This window comes from Muriicola soli (assembly GCF_004139715.1).
Lineage (GTDB): Bacteria > Bacteroidota > Bacteroidia > Flavobacteriales > Flavobacteriaceae > Muriicola > Muriicola soli.
The window spans coordinates 461,669-478,078 of the sequence record NZ_CP035544.1 but is presented as its reverse complement, the minus strand read 5'-3'; the positions used below and the strand labels follow the sequence as shown (position 1 = coordinate 478,078).

Annotated in this window: 14 protein-coding genes, 1 tRNA gene and 1 pseudogene; 6 read left to right on the top strand and 10 right to left on the bottom strand. The window is 43.2% G+C overall.

Annotation, left to right across the window (positions count from 1 at the left end):
* Nucleotides 1–24: 24 nt before the first annotated feature.
* Nucleotides 25–885 carry a hypothetical protein gene (locus EQY75_RS02115; RefSeq protein ID WP_129602443.1) on the bottom strand — a complete coding sequence of 287 codons (861 nt, stop codon included), beginning with the start codon at nucleotides 883–885 and terminating at the stop codon, nucleotides 25–27.
* Between the two features lie 165 nt (nucleotides 886–1,050).
* On the opposite strand from EQY75_RS02115, the gene rpsO reads away from it, so the two are divergent.
* The 5 genes from rpsO to rpe all read left to right on the top strand — a co-directional run bounded on the left by rpsO (nucleotide 1,051) and on the right by rpe (nucleotide 6,619).
* Nucleotides 1,051–1,320, top strand: a complete 270-nt coding sequence (gene rpsO / locus EQY75_RS02110) for a 30S ribosomal protein S15 (RefSeq protein WP_129602441.1) — start codon at nucleotides 1,051–1,053, stop codon at nucleotides 1,318–1,320.
* Nucleotides 1,321–1,502: 182 nt separating this feature from the next.
* Nucleotides 1,503–3,722 carry a polyribonucleotide nucleotidyltransferase gene (locus EQY75_RS02105; RefSeq protein WP_129602439.1) on the top strand — a complete coding sequence of 740 codons (2,220 nt, stop codon included), beginning with the start codon at nucleotides 1,503–1,505 and terminating at the stop codon, nucleotides 3,720–3,722.
* Between the two features lie 163 nt (nucleotides 3,723–3,885).
* Nucleotides 3,886–4,749: a sigma-70 family RNA polymerase sigma factor gene (locus tag EQY75_RS02100; RefSeq protein ID WP_129602437.1), complete on the top strand. Its 864-nt coding sequence runs from the start codon at nucleotides 3,886–3,888 to the stop codon at nucleotides 4,747–4,749.
* A 181-nt stretch (nucleotides 4,750–4,930) separates the two neighbouring features.
* Nucleotides 4,931–5,914, top strand: coding sequence for a tetratricopeptide repeat protein (locus tag EQY75_RS02095; RefSeq protein WP_129602435.1), 984 nt, complete (start codon nucleotides 4,931–4,933; stop codon nucleotides 5,912–5,914).
* 42 nt (nucleotides 5,915–5,956) lie between these two features.
* Nucleotides 5,957–6,619 (top strand): ribulose-phosphate 3-epimerase, encoded by a 663-nt coding sequence (gene rpe, locus EQY75_RS02090; protein WP_129602433.1) that lies wholly within the window; start codon nucleotides 5,957–5,959, stop codon nucleotides 6,617–6,619.
* Here rpe and EQY75_RS02085 read toward each other — a convergent pair.
* A complete protein-coding gene (locus EQY75_RS02085; protein ID WP_129602431.1) occupies nucleotides 6,616–7,041 on the bottom strand; it encodes a CBS domain-containing protein in 426 nt (141 codons plus the stop codon). The genes rpe and EQY75_RS02085 overlap by 4 nt on opposite strands.
* Before the next feature lie 158 nt (nucleotides 7,042–7,199).
* Here EQY75_RS02085 and EQY75_RS02080 point away from each other — a divergent pair, with 158 nt between their 5' ends.
* The gene (locus EQY75_RS02080; protein ID WP_129602429.1) at nucleotides 7,200–8,180 is read left to right on the top strand and encodes a YpdA family putative bacillithiol disulfide reductase; all 981 of its coding nucleotides are present in this window, start codon (nucleotides 7,200–7,202) and stop codon (nucleotides 8,178–8,180) included.
* Nucleotides 8,181–8,353: 173 nt separating this feature from the next.
* Here the strand turns inward: EQY75_RS02080 and EQY75_RS02075 are convergent, their stop codons facing one another.
* From EQY75_RS02075 to ftsA, 8 genes and pseudogenes are all read right to left on the bottom strand, one after another.
* Nucleotides 8,354–8,908, bottom strand: coding sequence for a type 1 periplasmic binding fold superfamily protein (locus EQY75_RS02075; RefSeq protein WP_129602427.1), 555 nt, complete (start codon nucleotides 8,906–8,908; stop codon nucleotides 8,354–8,356).
* Between the two features lie 14 nt (nucleotides 8,909–8,922).
* The gene (locus EQY75_RS02070; RefSeq protein WP_129602425.1) at nucleotides 8,923–11,325 is read right to left on the bottom strand and encodes a TonB-dependent receptor; all 2,403 of its coding nucleotides are present in this window, start codon (nucleotides 11,323–11,325) and stop codon (nucleotides 8,923–8,925) included.
* Nucleotides 11,326–11,393: 68 nt separating this feature from the next.
* On the bottom strand, nucleotides 11,394–11,699 hold the full coding sequence (locus EQY75_RS02065) for a hypothetical protein (RefSeq protein ID WP_129602423.1): 306 nt from the start codon (nucleotides 11,697–11,699) through the stop codon (nucleotides 11,394–11,396).
* Between the two features lie 443 nt (nucleotides 11,700–12,142).
* Nucleotides 12,143–12,216 (bottom strand) — tRNA-Arg (locus EQY75_RS02060).
* Nucleotides 12,217–12,232: 16 nt separating this feature from the next.
* A complete protein-coding gene (locus EQY75_RS02055; RefSeq protein WP_129602421.1) occupies nucleotides 12,233–12,556 on the bottom strand; it encodes a TraR/DksA C4-type zinc finger protein in 324 nt (107 codons plus the stop codon).
* A 10-nt stretch (nucleotides 12,557–12,566) separates the two neighbouring features.
* Nucleotides 12,567–13,015 (bottom strand): annotated as a pseudogene (locus tag EQY75_RS02050) (GatB/YqeY domain-containing protein).
* Between the two features lie 99 nt (nucleotides 13,016–13,114).
* Complete coding sequence (gene ftsZ / locus EQY75_RS02045) at nucleotides 13,115–15,049, bottom strand: cell division protein FtsZ (protein ID WP_129602419.1); 1,935 nt, start codon at nucleotides 15,047–15,049, stop codon at nucleotides 13,115–13,117.
* Nucleotides 15,050–15,085: 36 nt separating this feature from the next.
* Nucleotides 15,086–16,408: a cell division protein FtsA gene (gene ftsA, locus EQY75_RS02040; protein ID WP_129602417.1), complete on the bottom strand. Its 1,323-nt coding sequence runs from the start codon at nucleotides 16,406–16,408 to the stop codon at nucleotides 15,086–15,088.
* Nucleotides 16,409–16,410 lie beyond the last annotated feature (2 nt).

Sequence of the window (16,410 nt, the reverse complement as noted above, 5' to 3'; positions counted from 1 at the left end):
AACAGGGCTTTTTCTTTACAGGTCTTAGTTTAAAAACCTTCTCAGGAAGATCTCTTCCGTTGTTCCATCGGGATAAGTAAGCAGTCCCTTAGCGTCACAGCTTCCGTCACCAAAATCGAGGCTTGCTGTTGCGTCATTCCTGGAAATATTCAGTATTCCACTTACGATGAATCGGCAGGCCAATTCTCTCCTTAGGGGAGTTACGGTCTCTTTGACGAAGACATTTCCAGCGGGACCGGTAAAAGTTCCCTTCCCCGTGATCAGATAAACATTATCTCCCCAGAATCCGGTACCATATCCTTCGATCCACTCTCTGGTCCTTTCACCACTAAAACTGGCAGTATTTCCATTAGGCCAGGTTGCGGAAAAACTCGCATCAGCATCAGACTGAGGATTCCCATTCTCATTAGCCCTCATTCTAAGGATAGAGGCCGACCCTTCAATAGCAACGCTGTTGAAGGTGAAATTCTCAAGGGAAAGACTCAAGGTGTTTGAGGCCATTTCCATATCCTTATTATAGCTCAGGAAGATAATTCCGCTAAGTACGTTCCCATTGGGCAATTCACAACCTTCCCCAAAGTCGATGGTGCGCTCTTTACTGGTCGAAGTAATTACCGTAGTAATTATAACACAATCAGGAAGGAAATCGGAATTATAGGAAAATTTTGAAGTTGCAAGGGCTTCATCAGCCATGTAAACGTCTTCGGCAATATTCATGACTTCTTCTGAAATCATTTCCGATTCATCGCTTACTTTTAGTTCGGCGACTTCAAATGTTTCATTCTCGACAAAGGGGGTGGATTCCTCCTTGTCACAGGAAAATAACAAGGCCGTTGCCATAATCACAAGGCCGGCATGGTTCAATGTTTTGAGACTCTTTTTCATAATGTAGTTTTTAAAGATTACGCTTCTAAGACCAAATTCTTTAAGAAAGGTTTAACGTCTGACAAAAAAAAGTTTGGCAAAGGCGGTATTGGGAAATAATTACTATCTTTGCGCCTCGATTGAAAATCAATCAGATACATAAAAATCATTAAATAAAATATTGGCATGTATTTAACCAAAGAAGTGAAGAAAGACATCTTCAAAAAGTACGGTGGGAATGAAAATAACACCGGGGCAACAGAGGCTCAGATCGCCTTATTTACCCACAGAATTAATCACCTAACCGGTCATTTAAAGAACAACCAGAAAGATTTTAACACAGAAAGATCTTTGGTTCGTTTAGTAGGAAAAAGAAGAAGCCTGCTCGATTACCTTAAAAAGAAGGATATTGCAAAATATCGCGAATTGATCAAAGATCTGAATATCAGAAAATAATAAATCTGGGGAAGCTTAGCTTCCCCTTTTTTTCATTTTCAAGTCCCTGAAAAGGGCAACATTAAAAAGCTTACACTAGGTTTTTCATTGGTCCACAACACAACAACACAACTTCGGCCGGCCATGAGGGCGGCAGAGACCTTTGTTTAACATTCCTGTGATTACAGGATTAACCAAAAACTATGATTCCAAAGACATTTAAAGAGGTCATTGACCTCGGAGACGGTAGGGAAATTTCTATCGAAACCGGAAAACTCGCAAAACAGGCACACGGTTCTGTTGTTGTTCAATCAGGAAAATGCATGTTATTGTGTACTGTAGTATCGAACTACAAAGCATCAGATGTAGACTTCCTACCCCTTACAGTTGATTATCGGGAAAAATTTGCAGCCTCAGGAAGATATCCAGGTGGATTTTTCAAGAGAGAAGCTCGTCCCAGTGATGGAGAGGTTTTAACCATGCGTTTGGTAGACCGGGTATTAAGACCCTTATTCCCTAAGGATTACCACGCGGAAACTCAGGTAATGATCCAGCTGATGTCGCATGACGATGATGTGATGCCCGATGCTATGGCTGGTTTGGCAGCTTCTGCCGCCATTCAGTTATCAGACTTCCCATTTGAATGCGCTATCTCAGAGGTACGCGTAGGAAGGATCGATGGTAAATTTATTATCAATCCAACCAGAGCACAGCTCGAAGAATCCGATTTAGACATGGTTATAGGGGCTTCAGAAGATTCTGTGATGATGGTAGAAGGAGAAATGGAAGAAATTTCCGAAGAGGAAATGGTAGAGGCCATCAAATTTGCCCACGAAGCAATAAAGGAACAGGTTGCCGCTCAGAAACGTCTTGCCGATGCTTTTGGCAGGAAAGAAGTGAGAGAATACGATCAGGAAGACGAAGATGAGGCCCTGGCTAAGAAAATCCATGACATGGCTTATGACAAAGTATATGCCATCGCAAAAGCAGGTTCTGCCAAACACGAACGCAGTACTGCATTCTCAGAGATTAAGGAAGAGATTAAATCATCCTTTTCCGAGGAAGAACAGGAGGAAAAAGGTGATCTGATCAAAAAATACTATTACAAAGCTGAAAAAGCAGCCGTCAGAGACCTTACATTAAACGAAGGGCTACGTTTGGACGGAAGGAAGACTGATGAGATCAGACCTATCTGGTGTGAAGTGGATTACCTTCCCTCGACGCATGGTTCGGCCATCTTTACCAGAGGTGAGACTCAGGCATTGGCTACGGTAACCCTGGGAACTTCCAGAGAGGCTAATCAAATTGATATGCCTTCCTATGAAGGAGAAGAGACATTTTACCTTCATTACAACTTCCCTCCATTCTCTACAGGTGAAGCAAGGCCAATCAGAGGTACTTCAAGAAGAGAAGTTGGACACGGTAACCTGGCACAACGCGCTTTAAAAAGAATGATTCCCGCCGATTGTCCTTATACGGTACGTGTGGTTTCAGAAGTACTGGAGAGTAACGGTTCGTCATCTATGGCTACGGTTTGTTCAGGAACTATGGCCCTTATGGATGCCGGGGTACAGTTGAAAAAACCAGTATCAGGGATCGCCATGGGCTTGATCACGGATACGGAAACCGGAAAATACGCTGTATTATCAGATATCCTTGGAGATGAAGATCACCTGGGGGATATGGACTTTAAGGTTACGGGAACTGCAGATGGTATCACCGCCTGTCAGATGGACATTAAGGTAAAAGGATTGTCTTATGAGATTCTTGTTAAAGCCTTAAAACAAGCCCGTGACGGAAGATTACACATCCTTACTAAATTGACCGACACCATTGCCGCTCCAAACAGCGATGTTAAACCTCACGCCCCAAAAATGGTTACTGCAACTATACCGGGAGAGTACATTGGTGCATTGATCGGACCTGGTGGAAAAGTGATTCAGGAATTACAGAAAACTACCAATACCACCATCGTAATCAATGAAGACCCGGTTACGGAAGAAGGTTTGGTTGAGATACTCGGAACAGACCAGGCAGGAATTGATGCTGTATTGGCCAAAATAGATTCTATCACCTTTAAACCTGAAGTAGGAAGTATATACGAGGTTAAGGTAATCAAGATGCTCGATTTCGGAGCAGTGGTAGAATATAAGGAAGCTCCCGGCAACGAAGTCTTACTGCACGTGTCTGAACTGGCATGGGAACGCACAGAAAATGTTTCAGATGTGGTCAATATGGGAGATGAATTCGATATTAAATACCTAGGTATCGATTCTCGTACGAAAAAAGACAAAGTTTCCAGAAAAGCACTTCTGCCTAAGCCTGAAGGTTACAAGGAGAGACCACCGAGAAACGATCGAAGAGATCGCGGTGACAGAAATGACCGGGGACCAAGAAGGCCCTCGAGACAGCGAAGAGACTAAATTTCTTTAAATTATAACTCCAACCCCGGCAATTCGTCGGGGTTTTTTGATTTATTTAACATTTTATTGAAAATTTCTAAACCTAATTGTAACATTCTCTCTATTTATACGTATAAGTATATGCAGTACATGCTTTAACCCTAAATTGAAAGGAACCTTATAGATGAGACAGTTAAAGATTACAAAACAGGTAACCAACCGTGAAACGGCCTCTCTTGACAAATACCTACAGGAAATTGGCAAGGTAGATCTGATTACAGCTGATGAAGAAGTGGAATTGGCACAACGCATTAAGGCCGGCGATCAAACCGCCCTTGAAAAGCTGACCAAAGCCAACCTTAGATTTGTCGTTTCTGTAGCAAAACAGTACCAGAATCAGGGGCTTACGCTCCCGGATTTGATCAACGAAGGAAACCTTGGCCTTATCAAGGCTGCACAACGTTTTGATGAAACTCGTGGTTTTAAGTTTATTTCCTACGCCGTTTGGTGGATTCGTCAATCCATTCTTCAGGCTTTGGCCGAACAATCCCGTATTGTGCGTTTGCCATTGAACAAGATCGGTTCGATCAATAAGATCAATAAAACCTTCGCTTTTCTTGAGCAAGCACACGAAAGGATGCCATCTGCTGAAGAGATTGCCAAGGAATTGGATATGACCGTAGAAGATGTGAAGCAATCACTCAAGAATTCAGGACGGCACGTCTCCATGGATGCTCCACTGATTGACGGGGAAGATTCAAATCTCTACGATGTTTTACGCAGCGGGGAATCGCCAAATCCAGATAAAGATCTTTTGCACGAATCTCTGAGAACCGAAATAGAAAGAGCGTTGGAAACCCTTACACCAAGGGAAGCTGATGTCATCCGACTTTACTTCGGACTTGCGGGACAACACTCCATGACCCTTGAGGAAATTGGAGAGACGTTTGACCTTACCAGGGAACGTGTAAGACAAATAAAAGAAAAGGCAATCAGAAGGTTGAAACACACCTCAAGGAGTAAGATCCTGAAGACATATCTGGGGTAATTATCCCGGATGCAAGAGCACGGATGTCCGTACCATAAATTGGAATACTGGAGATTTTAGTGTAATTTGCAGAAGATAACAACAGTGTATCATGACTGTTCGTTTTTTGATTGATGAATAAACTCCGGCTGATTACCGGAGTTTTTCATTTCAGTCTAAATCCAACCTAAAAACCCGGCAAATGTCAATATTAAGTTCAGTACCCAAAGGAATTATCAGAATAAGTACAGTTTTTTTCTTTCTGATCCTATCCTGCTGTAACCTAAAAAGTGATCCTATCCCGGAAACACCTCAACCTTTCACCACTCCCCTGGGAAAAGTCTATGAGCGAAATAAGGCCAGTGGTAAGGCCCTTCAGGATTATCAGGAAGCGAGAAGAGCATATTTGAACGACACCACAGATGCAGACCTGCTGATATGGTACGGCCGAAGAACGGCATATCTGGGCCATTACGAAGATGCCATAACGATTTATACAAGCGGGATCAAAAAATTTCCGGAAGATGCCCGACTATACAGGCACCGGGGACATCGATATATTTCGCTAAGGCAGTTTGACAAAGCTATTGCCGACCTTGAAAAAGGCGCTGAACTGATTAAAGGTAAAGCCAATGAGGTGGAACCCGATGGTATACCCAATGCGATGAATATTCCCGTAAGCACCTTACACGGAAATATCTGGTACCACCTCGGACTTGCCTATTACCTAAAACAGGATTATGACAATGCCTACAAGGCGTACCTTAAATGCAAGGAAAGTGGTGAAAACCCGGATAATCTTGTATCGAGTACGCACTGGCTCTACATGATTCAAAGAAGATTGAATAACTATTCGGCAGCAGATAGTCTCTTGCTCCCGATCACTCCTGAGCTTGAGGTCATAGAAAATAGCAGCTACCATAATCTATGCCTTTTTTACAAAGGCTTGATCACAGAAGAAGATCTTTTACCAGAAGGTGAAGCCTCAGCAGCGTCAGATGCCGTTGCTTACGGTTTGGCCAACTGGTATTTTACGGAAGAGGAAAGTAAAAAAATCGAAAAAGGGATGTTGCTAATGACCAAAATAATCGAAGGAGATAACTGGAGTTCCTTTGGGTATATTGCTGCTGAAACCGATCTGAGCAACATCACCATCAGAAAAGAGCCAGGCGCTATGTCTGAATAAAAGTGGTTTGATTACTTTTACTAATATTAATTCTGCCGACCTATGAATCGCGTAAAAATAGCTCCCTCCCTGCTTGCAGCAGACTTTGGTAACCTTCAGAAAGAAGTGGAAATGGTGAATGAGAGTGAAGCTGCATGGCATCATCTCGACATCATGGACGGACTATTCGTCCCAAATATTTCCTATGGGATGCCCGTGGTAAGTACCATCTCCAAATACGCCACAAAACCTCTGGATACTCATCTAATGATCGTAGACCCTGATCGATATATACAAACATTTGCCGATCTAGGGGTGTATCTGCTTACCGTACACTATGAAGCCTGCACACATCTGCATCGGACCATACAGGCCATTAAGGCGTCAGGAATGAAGGCGGGCGTGGCCCTAAATCCCCATACAGAGGTCTCCTTGCTGGAAAACATATTAACAGATCTGGATCTGGTACTGGTAATGAGTGTGAACCCCGGTTTTGGTGGGCAATCCTTTATCCCTCAAACCTATAAGAAGGTCGAAAAACTCCGAGGGATGATTAATGAGCAAAGTGCTACTGCACTAATTGAGATAGATGGCGGAGTAAGCTCGGCAAATGCCTCAAAACTAGTTGAAGCAGGTGCTGACGTGCTGGTTGCGGGAAGTTCTGTCTTCAAAGCCGAAAACCCAGCCAAGATGATCTCAGAATTAGCTTCTTCTAACCTTTCCTAAAACATGGACAGATAATATTTCAAAAGGTCTGTGGTGGTGACGATACCTACCACCTCTCCATCATCTACTACAGGTAATGAGTGATACTTGCGCTTTACCAATAAAGCCGTTGCTTCCCTAACCGTTTCCTTTGAGCTAATTGTTTCGGGGGTTCGTACCATAAGCTGATTAATGGTAAACATTTCATAAATCTCCGATTTAATATTGTCCTCCTCACGAAAAGCCCCGTCTGCGAAGCTCAAACGCAATAAATCGTTCATACTGAGCATCCCTACGATCTTTTTATTCTGGGTCACCGGCATGTGCCGGATATTGTGCTTTTTGAATAAATGTTCTGCTCTCTCTAACCCATCCTCCAGGTTGACGGAAATTATATTTTTTGTCATAATGGTTGAGATGGGTATATCTATGGAAATAGTCATGATGAATTGTTTTAGTATTATTTCCTAAATATCCGATTCAAATTACCGGAAAAGAATGATAATTGTCAGGTTTAACCCTGCACTTTAGCTTCGGTGTTTTAATAAGAATATGCCTAGCTTTGTAATGATTTAGATGATTAAACTACTAAGCGAGGGATATGAAGAAAGAATTTGATCTTATTATTGTTGGAGGCGGACCCATTGGGATAGCCTGCGGACTGGAAGCCAAGAAAAAAGGGCTGTCTTATCTTATTATCGAAAAAGGTCCCATTGTGAACTCCCTTTTCAACTATCCGGTGAATATGCAGTTTTTTTCTTCCTCAGAGAAACTGGAGATTGACGAAATCCCCTTTATCAGTAAGGAAGCTAAGCCTAAAAGAAATGAAGCCCTGGAATATTACAGAAGGATCGTCACTTCAAATAAGCTGAACATCAACCTTTTTGAAAAAGTGGGCTCGGTAAAAAAAATAGGTGAACGCTTTCAGACGACAACAGAAAAAGAAACATATGAATCGAGGTATGTGATCATAGCTACGGGCTTTTATGACCTGCCAAACAAACTCAATGTCCCGGGAGAAGAATTACCTAAGGTTTCGCATTATTACAACGACCCTCACTTTTTTGCCAGTCAAAAGTTGGCAGTCGTAGGAGCGAGTAATTCTGCAGTCGACGCTGCTCTGGAATGCTGGAGAAAAGGCGCTGATGTCACCATGATCATCAGGGGTCCAGAAGTTGGTCAAAGAGTTAAATACTGGGTGAGACCCGACATTATTAACCGAATAGAGGAAGGTAGCATTAAAGCGTATTACAATTCCACTGTTTCTGAGGTGAGAGAGCGAGAAATCATCTTAGACAGTCCGGATGGTACAATTAATATCGAAAACGACTTCGTCCTGGCCCTTACCGGTTATATGCCCAATTTTAAATTTCTTGAAAACATGGGTATTAACCTGTCTCAGGACAAGAAAAGACTCCCTGATTACAACCCGGAAACTATGGAGACCAATGTTGAAGGCTTGTATCTTGCAGGAGTAATTTGCGGTGGAATGGAAACCCATAAATGGTTTATTGAAAATTCTAGGGTGCATGCCAAGACGATCATGGCGCATATCGTTAAGGAGCAATCAGTCCCTGCCTAACGGACAAGACTATTCCGTAATCTATTCTGATTGAATAACAAATAAATTTGTGGTTATAAAGACCAATAATTAAAAACCCTCCAAAATGCCCTGGCATGAATTTGCCTTAGACAATTGGAGGGTTTTTCTTTGCCTCCCTGATCTCAGCGAGGTGAAATACATTAGACAAAGCCCTACTGAACCGTTACATTAAAGGTTACTGCAATATCTGTCTCACCACCTGCATCAGCCAGACCGGTGTTAGGCTTTGTGGGTTCGTGGCGCAAAGTGAACGCAAGTGTTCCAGAACTTGCAGCCCCGGATATCAAAGTAAATTCTGTCCCCAGGGGATTGCCATTACCGTCAAAATTAGCATACTCTGTAGTTACGTCAAGACCTCCACCCACAGTGTAAAAGAACTGATGCTCGTCATCCTCTTCCTCTACCTCCTCGGTAATATTTTCAGCTGGGGTCTCGGTCTCATTTAACACCACAATGCCACCGTTATAAGTAGTTCCCGCAACCAGATCTCCTGAAACGGTAACCACGGGAGCATTAGGACCGTCCCCATCTAAGTCCTGACTCTGCAAGGTTACTGTGGTCCCTCCACCATCTGGAGTTAGAGTAACCGTTAAGGTAGTAATAATCTCTTCTTCGTTGATGGGTTCAGGAGCCGGATCGTCATCTGAACAGGAGGTCAAGAGTGTTCCGCCAAGCATTAAAAGGGTTAGAATCTTTACTGTTTTCATAGTCTTAATCGTATTTAATAGTTAATAATTAGCTGTAATAAAATGTTTCTGCCCATCCCGTCAGCAAAAAATCTCTGCCTGTCGAGATAGTCCCTGAAGGAGGTATTTAAAATATTGTTTACGTTCAATGAGGTCGTTAAGACACGAGCACCCCCGAGGGAGAATTCCATTTTTGAAGTAAATCCCAACAGGTGATACGTATCTGGCGGACTATTAATTTCCAGGAGAACATCCTGCTGTTGTTCAGGTGAAAAAACCACAAAATTGGGCGGTGTTTCATTCTGACGAAAAACGAGATTGCTCATCAGTGAAACTTCTAATCCCTTCCACTCCTTTTTAGTAAATCGAAGCCTGTTTCTGAAATTTGCCGAGGGCACATTGATCAGCGGTATATCATTCTCTACATCTGTCCCCTTTACTATTGAGAACTGATGTTCGGTTGTCCACTGCTCATTCCAATTTTTATATCCCGAAATATCCAGGCCCAACAATCTACTGTCCGTTTGTCTATAGGTCCATACCGGGAACGCTCCCCTGATAGTAAACTCCACGCCAGTGGGTTCAAGCAAAATAAAATCCACGAGGAAGTTGGCATAAGGCTCCACAGTGATACCCCAGTCCTGGTATTGTTTTTCGAAAGACAGGGAGATTTTATTTGACGTTTCACTCTTTATCCGCAAGTCGCCGAGTTCTATCCGCGCAGCGGAGTGATGGAGTCCGTCACTAAAAAGTTCAGATGGATTTGGTGCTCTTTGTGAAAGTGAATAGTTAAATCTGAAAAAGGTATTGTTATTCTTTGAATACTGTACTCCGGAGGTAACAGAAATATTGTTAAAATCGAGCACGGGATTGGTCAACAACTGCGAACCCAGATCTTCAACAACTATATCACTGAAATCCTGATCGTAACCCCTTTCCTCCCAACGGCTGGTCTGATAAAACTTAAGAGCATCAATCTGTGAATAGTCGTATCGAATTCCTCCATCAACTTCCCAGTTATTATTTATCCGGTATTCCGCCGTGCCATATATTCCCAGATCTATTTTCTCATAATCAGGGATCAGTCTTCTGACGCCTGTAGCCGGGTTCGGAAAATTCTCCTGGTATCGCCCCATCAAACCAAATTGCATTTCCAGTTTATCATCGGCATCCCATTTAAAATCTGTACTCAAAGTGTGGGTGGTAAGCTGAAGATCAAGAGAAGCCTGGTCATTAAGTTCCCCGCGCCTCACGTCGTATTCCAATCTTCGGTTATCCTGAAAATCGTATTGAAAACTCAACTTACCTAAGCCCTCAAACCTCTTATAAAGCGCAACTTTTCCCAGGTAGTGGGTTACCTTCTGCCTGGGATTTTGCAAGTCATAGGTAAAAGGCCTTATGATTTCGGGGATTCCACTGTTAATACTTCGTATAAGGTCATCGATATTGCCGATATGAGAAGCCCTGAGGATCGCAATTTCAGCATCGTAATATGAGAATCGGGCATGAACACCCCAGTTAAAAGTCTTTTTCCCAAATTGTAAGGACAATCCTGATTCTGCAATTCCCGTATTGGACAAGTTATAGTCAGGAGCTTCCTGATCTCCCAGGCGTTTATAGGAACCCTGAGCCTTTAGAAACCACTGATCTTTAAAAACCTTTGACAGTTCAGAAGATATACTTCCTCCCCTTCCATTGTAGATCCCATTAATTACGGTCTTTCCGTAAAGGGTATCCTTTGCCGGCATGTTTTCCTGCTCCAGAAGAATAACCCCTCCAATAGCATCTCCTCCATATTGCAAGGCTGCAGCCCCTTTTACAATCGAAATCGCATTGGCAGCATTGATATCGACATTCGGTGCATGTTCATCACCCCATTCCATATCCTGCATTCGAACCCCGTCATTAAGGACCAATACCCTACTTCCGTTTAAGCCGTGGATCACCGGTTTAACAATCGTTGCCCCGGTACTAATACTGGAAACACCACTGAGTTCATTTAAGGCATCTCCCAAACTGGCACCACTGTATCTCACTAAAGCTTCAGATGCCAGGCGCTGTTCCAAACCAGAATTCGTCTTTTTTGAAATAGCTCCACCAACAACCTGAACCTCTTCCAGTTGTTCCAGATGATGCTCTAAGAGAAAGTCTTTCTCCGTATTTGCTGATATCCTAACGGTATAAAACACAGTTCTGCATTCAGGATGCATAATTTCCAATTCGTATTTCCCTTCACACAAATTCTTAATCTCATAGAGTCCATTAAAATCCGTAATCGCTGAAACGTCTAATTCCGGAATAAACAAGGTAGCTCCGGTAAGCGGACTTTTGTTGTGAAAGTCCAGTACTTTTCCAGACAGCGTATTGTCGCACTGTTGCCCTATACCTAAAGCAGGTATAAGTAGAAGGATCACTATATATAAGTGTCTTATAATCATTGAAAAAAGTATAAATTAAGAGGCCTCAAAGAAAAAGAGTACCTAAGGGAGCTTGTTCCGGTGGGAAATTATACCAGATAAAATGGGGGCGGCCTGCCAAAGAGGATTTGATAAAAAGGATCTTCAATGTTTACCTCAGACAAAGAACAAGAAGTCTCTTGTATCAGATTATGCACGAATGGTGCAGGGAAGTCAGTTTGCACTGCCAGATCATAGGAGATAGTTTCATTTAGAAGTGCAAACTCACAAAGTTCGCAGCTTATGGTATCCCCTTTGTCATCATGAGACAATGCGTGATAGCTAAGCCCTTTTGCTCCCAGAAAAAGTCCGAGTAAAATAAAAGAGAAAAGAATTTTTACAGCGTTTTGCCTCATGAAGTCAAATTTAGTGAATGATTTTGTTTCCCCTGTTAAGGATATGCTAATATTGGATGTAAAGGATTAGTGCTTCAGGCGATTAACAGGATTAGCGACCGGCTCTATACTCACAAACAAATTTGGGCAGAGCTTTTGAAAACTAACAAAGATGACTTCGTAAGGCGAGGATCACCTCACTGCGCTCGGTGAGCCTCATTGTGTTCGCCACCAAAGGCGGGCGGGCGCGTTGAAAACTAAAAAAAGAAAACTTCGCTTCGTGATGGATTACCTCACTACAGCTCGGTGAGCCTCATTGCGTTCCCATCTGGAAATACCAAACCTGCATGGGACAGGGCCAATGCGGTTTTAGTTTCCCTAGCGCCAGCTTTAAGCAAGCTTAAATTGGCGCTTTAGGAAACTAAAAACCCCACAACTACCGTTGCGGGGTTTGGTGCTTGTAGTGACCGCGGGAGGATTCGAACCCCCAACCCTCAGAGCCGAAATCTGATATTCTATCCAGTTGAACTACGCGGCCTTGTTTTCATTTTTTCTTAGCGAGCGCAATTTACACAAAAAGAACTTTCCGGAGCTAATAAAATACGTTCAATAGGTATCTTCTCCCGGCACTTTAAACATTTGCCAAAGTCATCTGTTCCCAACATGGAGAAATTGCGTTTCAGGCCTCTTAACTGATCTTCTGCCTTGCGCAGAGCTGCTTCCATAACGCCTTTGTTGTTGATGGCATCCATCCTGGACACCCTTCCAATAGCATTATCGGGTGATACGGGTCTGCTTAAATCCCGGTATTGAGCTATGCGCTTCTCCGTCCTTGTGATTGCGGATTTCAACAACGCTTTAAGCTCAGAACTATCCACTTGTCCCGACTTAATTTAAATGCTTTCTAACGATTCCTGAGATCGTTTTTCCATCAGCTTTTCCGGCCAGTTCTTTGGAAACCCTGCCCATCACCGGACCCATGTCTTTCATCCCGCTGGCTCCCATATCCTCAATGGTGGCAACCACCACTTTTTCTATTTCCGCTTCATCCAGTTGTTCGGGTAAAAATTTCTCAATCACAGCCACCTGAGCTATTTCTGCCTGGGCGAGATCCTGCCGTCCTTGTTCATTGAAGATAGCTGCGCTGTCTTTCCTCTGCTTTACTAGTCGCTGAACCATTTTTATTTCCTCTTCCTCCGTAAGGCCTTTGCCCCCCCTTTATCAGTTTGCGCTAACAACAAGGCCGATTTGATAGCCCGTAGCGACTCAAGGGCAACGGAATCCTTAGCTTTCATTGCCGTTTTCATTTCCTGCATTACCTTATCCTGTAAGCTCATAACTCAATTTTTTTTGGAATTGTGAAGTTAAAAAATAAACCCGAAACGAAGGGAATCATTCCGGGCTGAAGAAGGGTTGAAACAACCGAACAAAATTAACTAGTCTACATTATCGTGTAAGAAGGAATTATTGGAACGCAATTGTATTTCGTCATTGCTGTCTTCTCCTAGAGTTGTCCGGGAGACCTTTCCTTCTTTGGGGCTGTCATTAAGGTTTACCCCCTGCCGCTTATAGGCAGGTTCTTTTTCAATTTCTTCAATATGACCCAGGCTATTTTTAAACTTATAATTAAAATCCTTGAGCTTTTTTCTACGCTCATCTGCCCTGGCCTTTAATAGCTCTTCTATGGGTGATGACATGGGGTCTATCTCCTCCGGACTTGACTCCTTATTGGATTGTTCATAGGCGCTTACGGTTTTGTGTTCAAAAACCAGTTCATCTTCAATGATCTTAGGGTCAAAGTCTTCTGCCTTTGAACGCGCTCCGGTCAATTTGGATTCCAACTCCATATAATCATCAAGGCTGTAGCGCTTTTCTCCGTCCTTATTGTATTCGAGTACGGGAATGACCTCGATGTGCTCATTGACATCCATATCGCTAATCTCCTCGTCAAGAGTGAAGGTGATCACATGTTCCTTATCCTCCTCTATTTCCTCTGCATCCTCTTTCTTGGATAGGGGCATGTCAAAACTCATGGCCATCTGCTCCTTATTCTTATCCAATGAAGATACTGTGATCGGATCTACCACTTCGATATCAAAAACAGCTTCTTTTGAATCGATGATAATAAAACTGTCCTCATCTACATTCTCGGCAACTACCTCATCGTAAAAGACATTAAAATTCCGGATAAAATTGGTGGTAGGAATTAAATCCATCTCCTCCTCTACCTCTAAAACATGTTTTACTATGGGTTCCGTTTCTTCTTCTTCCATAACCAGTTCGTGAACCACTTCCTCAGAATCCATCAATTGTTGTTCTGCTTTTTGGTCCTCTTCCAGCGTATGGATGATTTTTTTTGATTCGGTATTGACAATTTCATCCTGCTGATCTACGTTAAAACCGGTTGCTATTACGGTAACGGCAATAGCATCCCCCAGGGTTTCATCCTCACCTACTCCCATGATGATATTAGCGCCGTGTCCTGCCTCTATTTGAATGTGATCATTGATCTCACCGATCTCATCAATAGTTATTTCTTTTGTGCCTGATACAATCAACAACAGTACATTTTTCGCCCCGTTGATCTTGTTGTCATTGAGCAGTGGCGAATCCAGCGCTTTCATGATAGCCTCCTGTGCCCTTGCTGAACCCGATGCCATAGATGAACCCATTATTGCGGTCCCGCTATTGGAGAGCACTGTTTTGGCGTCTCTTAAATCTATATTCTGTGTATAGTGGTGGGTAATTACTTCTGCAATGCCCCTGGCGGCAGTGGCCAGCACTTCATCTGCCTTAGAAAAACCCGCTTTAAAGCCAAGGTTACCATATACTTCCCGGAGTTTGTTGTTGTTGATAATGATCAATGAATCTACGTGTTCCCTCAGGCGCTCAATACCTTTTTGAGCCTGCTGACATCTCATTTTACCTTCAAACTGGAAGGGCATGGTAACAATCCCCACAGTTAGCACATCCATTGACTTCGCCTGTTTTGCAATGACAGGAGCAGCACCAGTACCTGTTCCTCCACCCATTCCGGCTGTAATAAAGATCATTTTTGTCGTAGTATCCAGCATGCGTTTGATGTCTTCCATGCTTTCAACTGCGGCCTGCTCCCCCACCTCAGGGTTGGCTCCGGCCCCCAATCCTTCTGTCAGGGACACCCCTAACTGTATCTTATTGGGTACAGGGCTGTTTTGAAGTGCCTGTGAGTCTGTGTTACATATTACAAAATCAACTCCATTGATTCCCGCCTGAAACATGTAATTTATAGCATTGCTGCCACCGCCGCCAACGCCGATCACTTTTATTACATTGCTTTGATTCTTGGGGAGGTCAAAGGAAATACTTTCAAATTCGGTGTTCTTGTTCATGATGCTTTTATTACTGGTTAAATGATATGCTTTAATTTATTCTGCGTTGTCTAGAAAATCCTTGAGCTTTTCAGACCACCGGTCAAATACTGATTTTCGTTCCTTCTTCGCTGCCGTGGCTGTTCCCATCTCATCATGCCCTTCCAGGACCATTTCCCTTTCCTGTTCTTCTTCTATTGTCTTCAACCTGCGTTTGTCCTTATTCTCTACGGCATTCATTAGTAATCCCACCGCAGTTGCGTAAAGCGGACTGGCAATTTCTGCCTCCGAATCTCCTGCTAAATGCTCATTGGGATATCCAATTCTCGTATCCATTCCGGTGATGTACTCCACCAACTGTTTTAGATGTTTCAGCTGGCTACCCCCACCGGTAAGGACGATACCGGCAATTAACTTTTTCTTTTGCTCCTCATGACCGTAGTTCTTGATCTCAACATATACCTGTTCAACGATCTCAACTACACGTGCATGAATGATCTTGGATAAATTTTTAAGGGTGATTTCTTTAGGCTCCCTTCCGCGTAAGCCCGGGATAGAGACTATTTCATTATCCTTATTTTCTCCGGGCCATGCTGAACCGAATTTTATCTTTAAAAGTTCTGCCTGCTTTTCTATAATAGAACAGCCTTCTTTGATGTCTTCTGTGATCACATTACCTCCAAAGGGAATAACAGCAGTATGCCTGATAATTCCATCCTTGAAGATGGCCAGGTCTGTTGTACCGCCTCCTATGTCGATCAGGGCTACACCTGCTTCTTTTTCTTCCTGACTCAACACAGCTTCTGAGGATGCCAGGGGTTCTAGGGTAATGTTGTACAGATCCAAACCTGCACTTTTAATGCATCTTCCGATGTTCTTTATGGAAGACACCTGTCCCACCACTACGTGGAAATTGGCCTCTAGCCTCCCTCCGTACATCCCGATGGGTTGTTTGATCTCTGCCTGTCCGTCTACCTTGTATTCCTGTGGCAAAACGTGGATGATCTCCTCTCCGGGTAGCATCACCAATTTGTAAACCTGGTTACATAATTTCTCCAGATCGTCTTCATTGATCACCTCCTCCGAATTTGCCCTTGTGATGTAATCGCTGTGCTGTAGACTGCGGATATGCTGTCCGGCTATGCCAACGACTACCGAGCCTATCTTTAATCCTGAATTGGCCTCGGCCTGTTCTACGGCTTGCTGAATCGATTTTATAGTCTGGGTGATATTATTCACTACTCCCCGGTGAACGCCGAGGCTTTTGGAACGACCTATCCCCAGCACTTCTATCTTGCCGTATTCGTTTTCCTTACCGATGATAGCCACTATTTTGGTGGTTCCTATATCGAGGCCTACTGAGTAATTTTCTTGTTCCATGG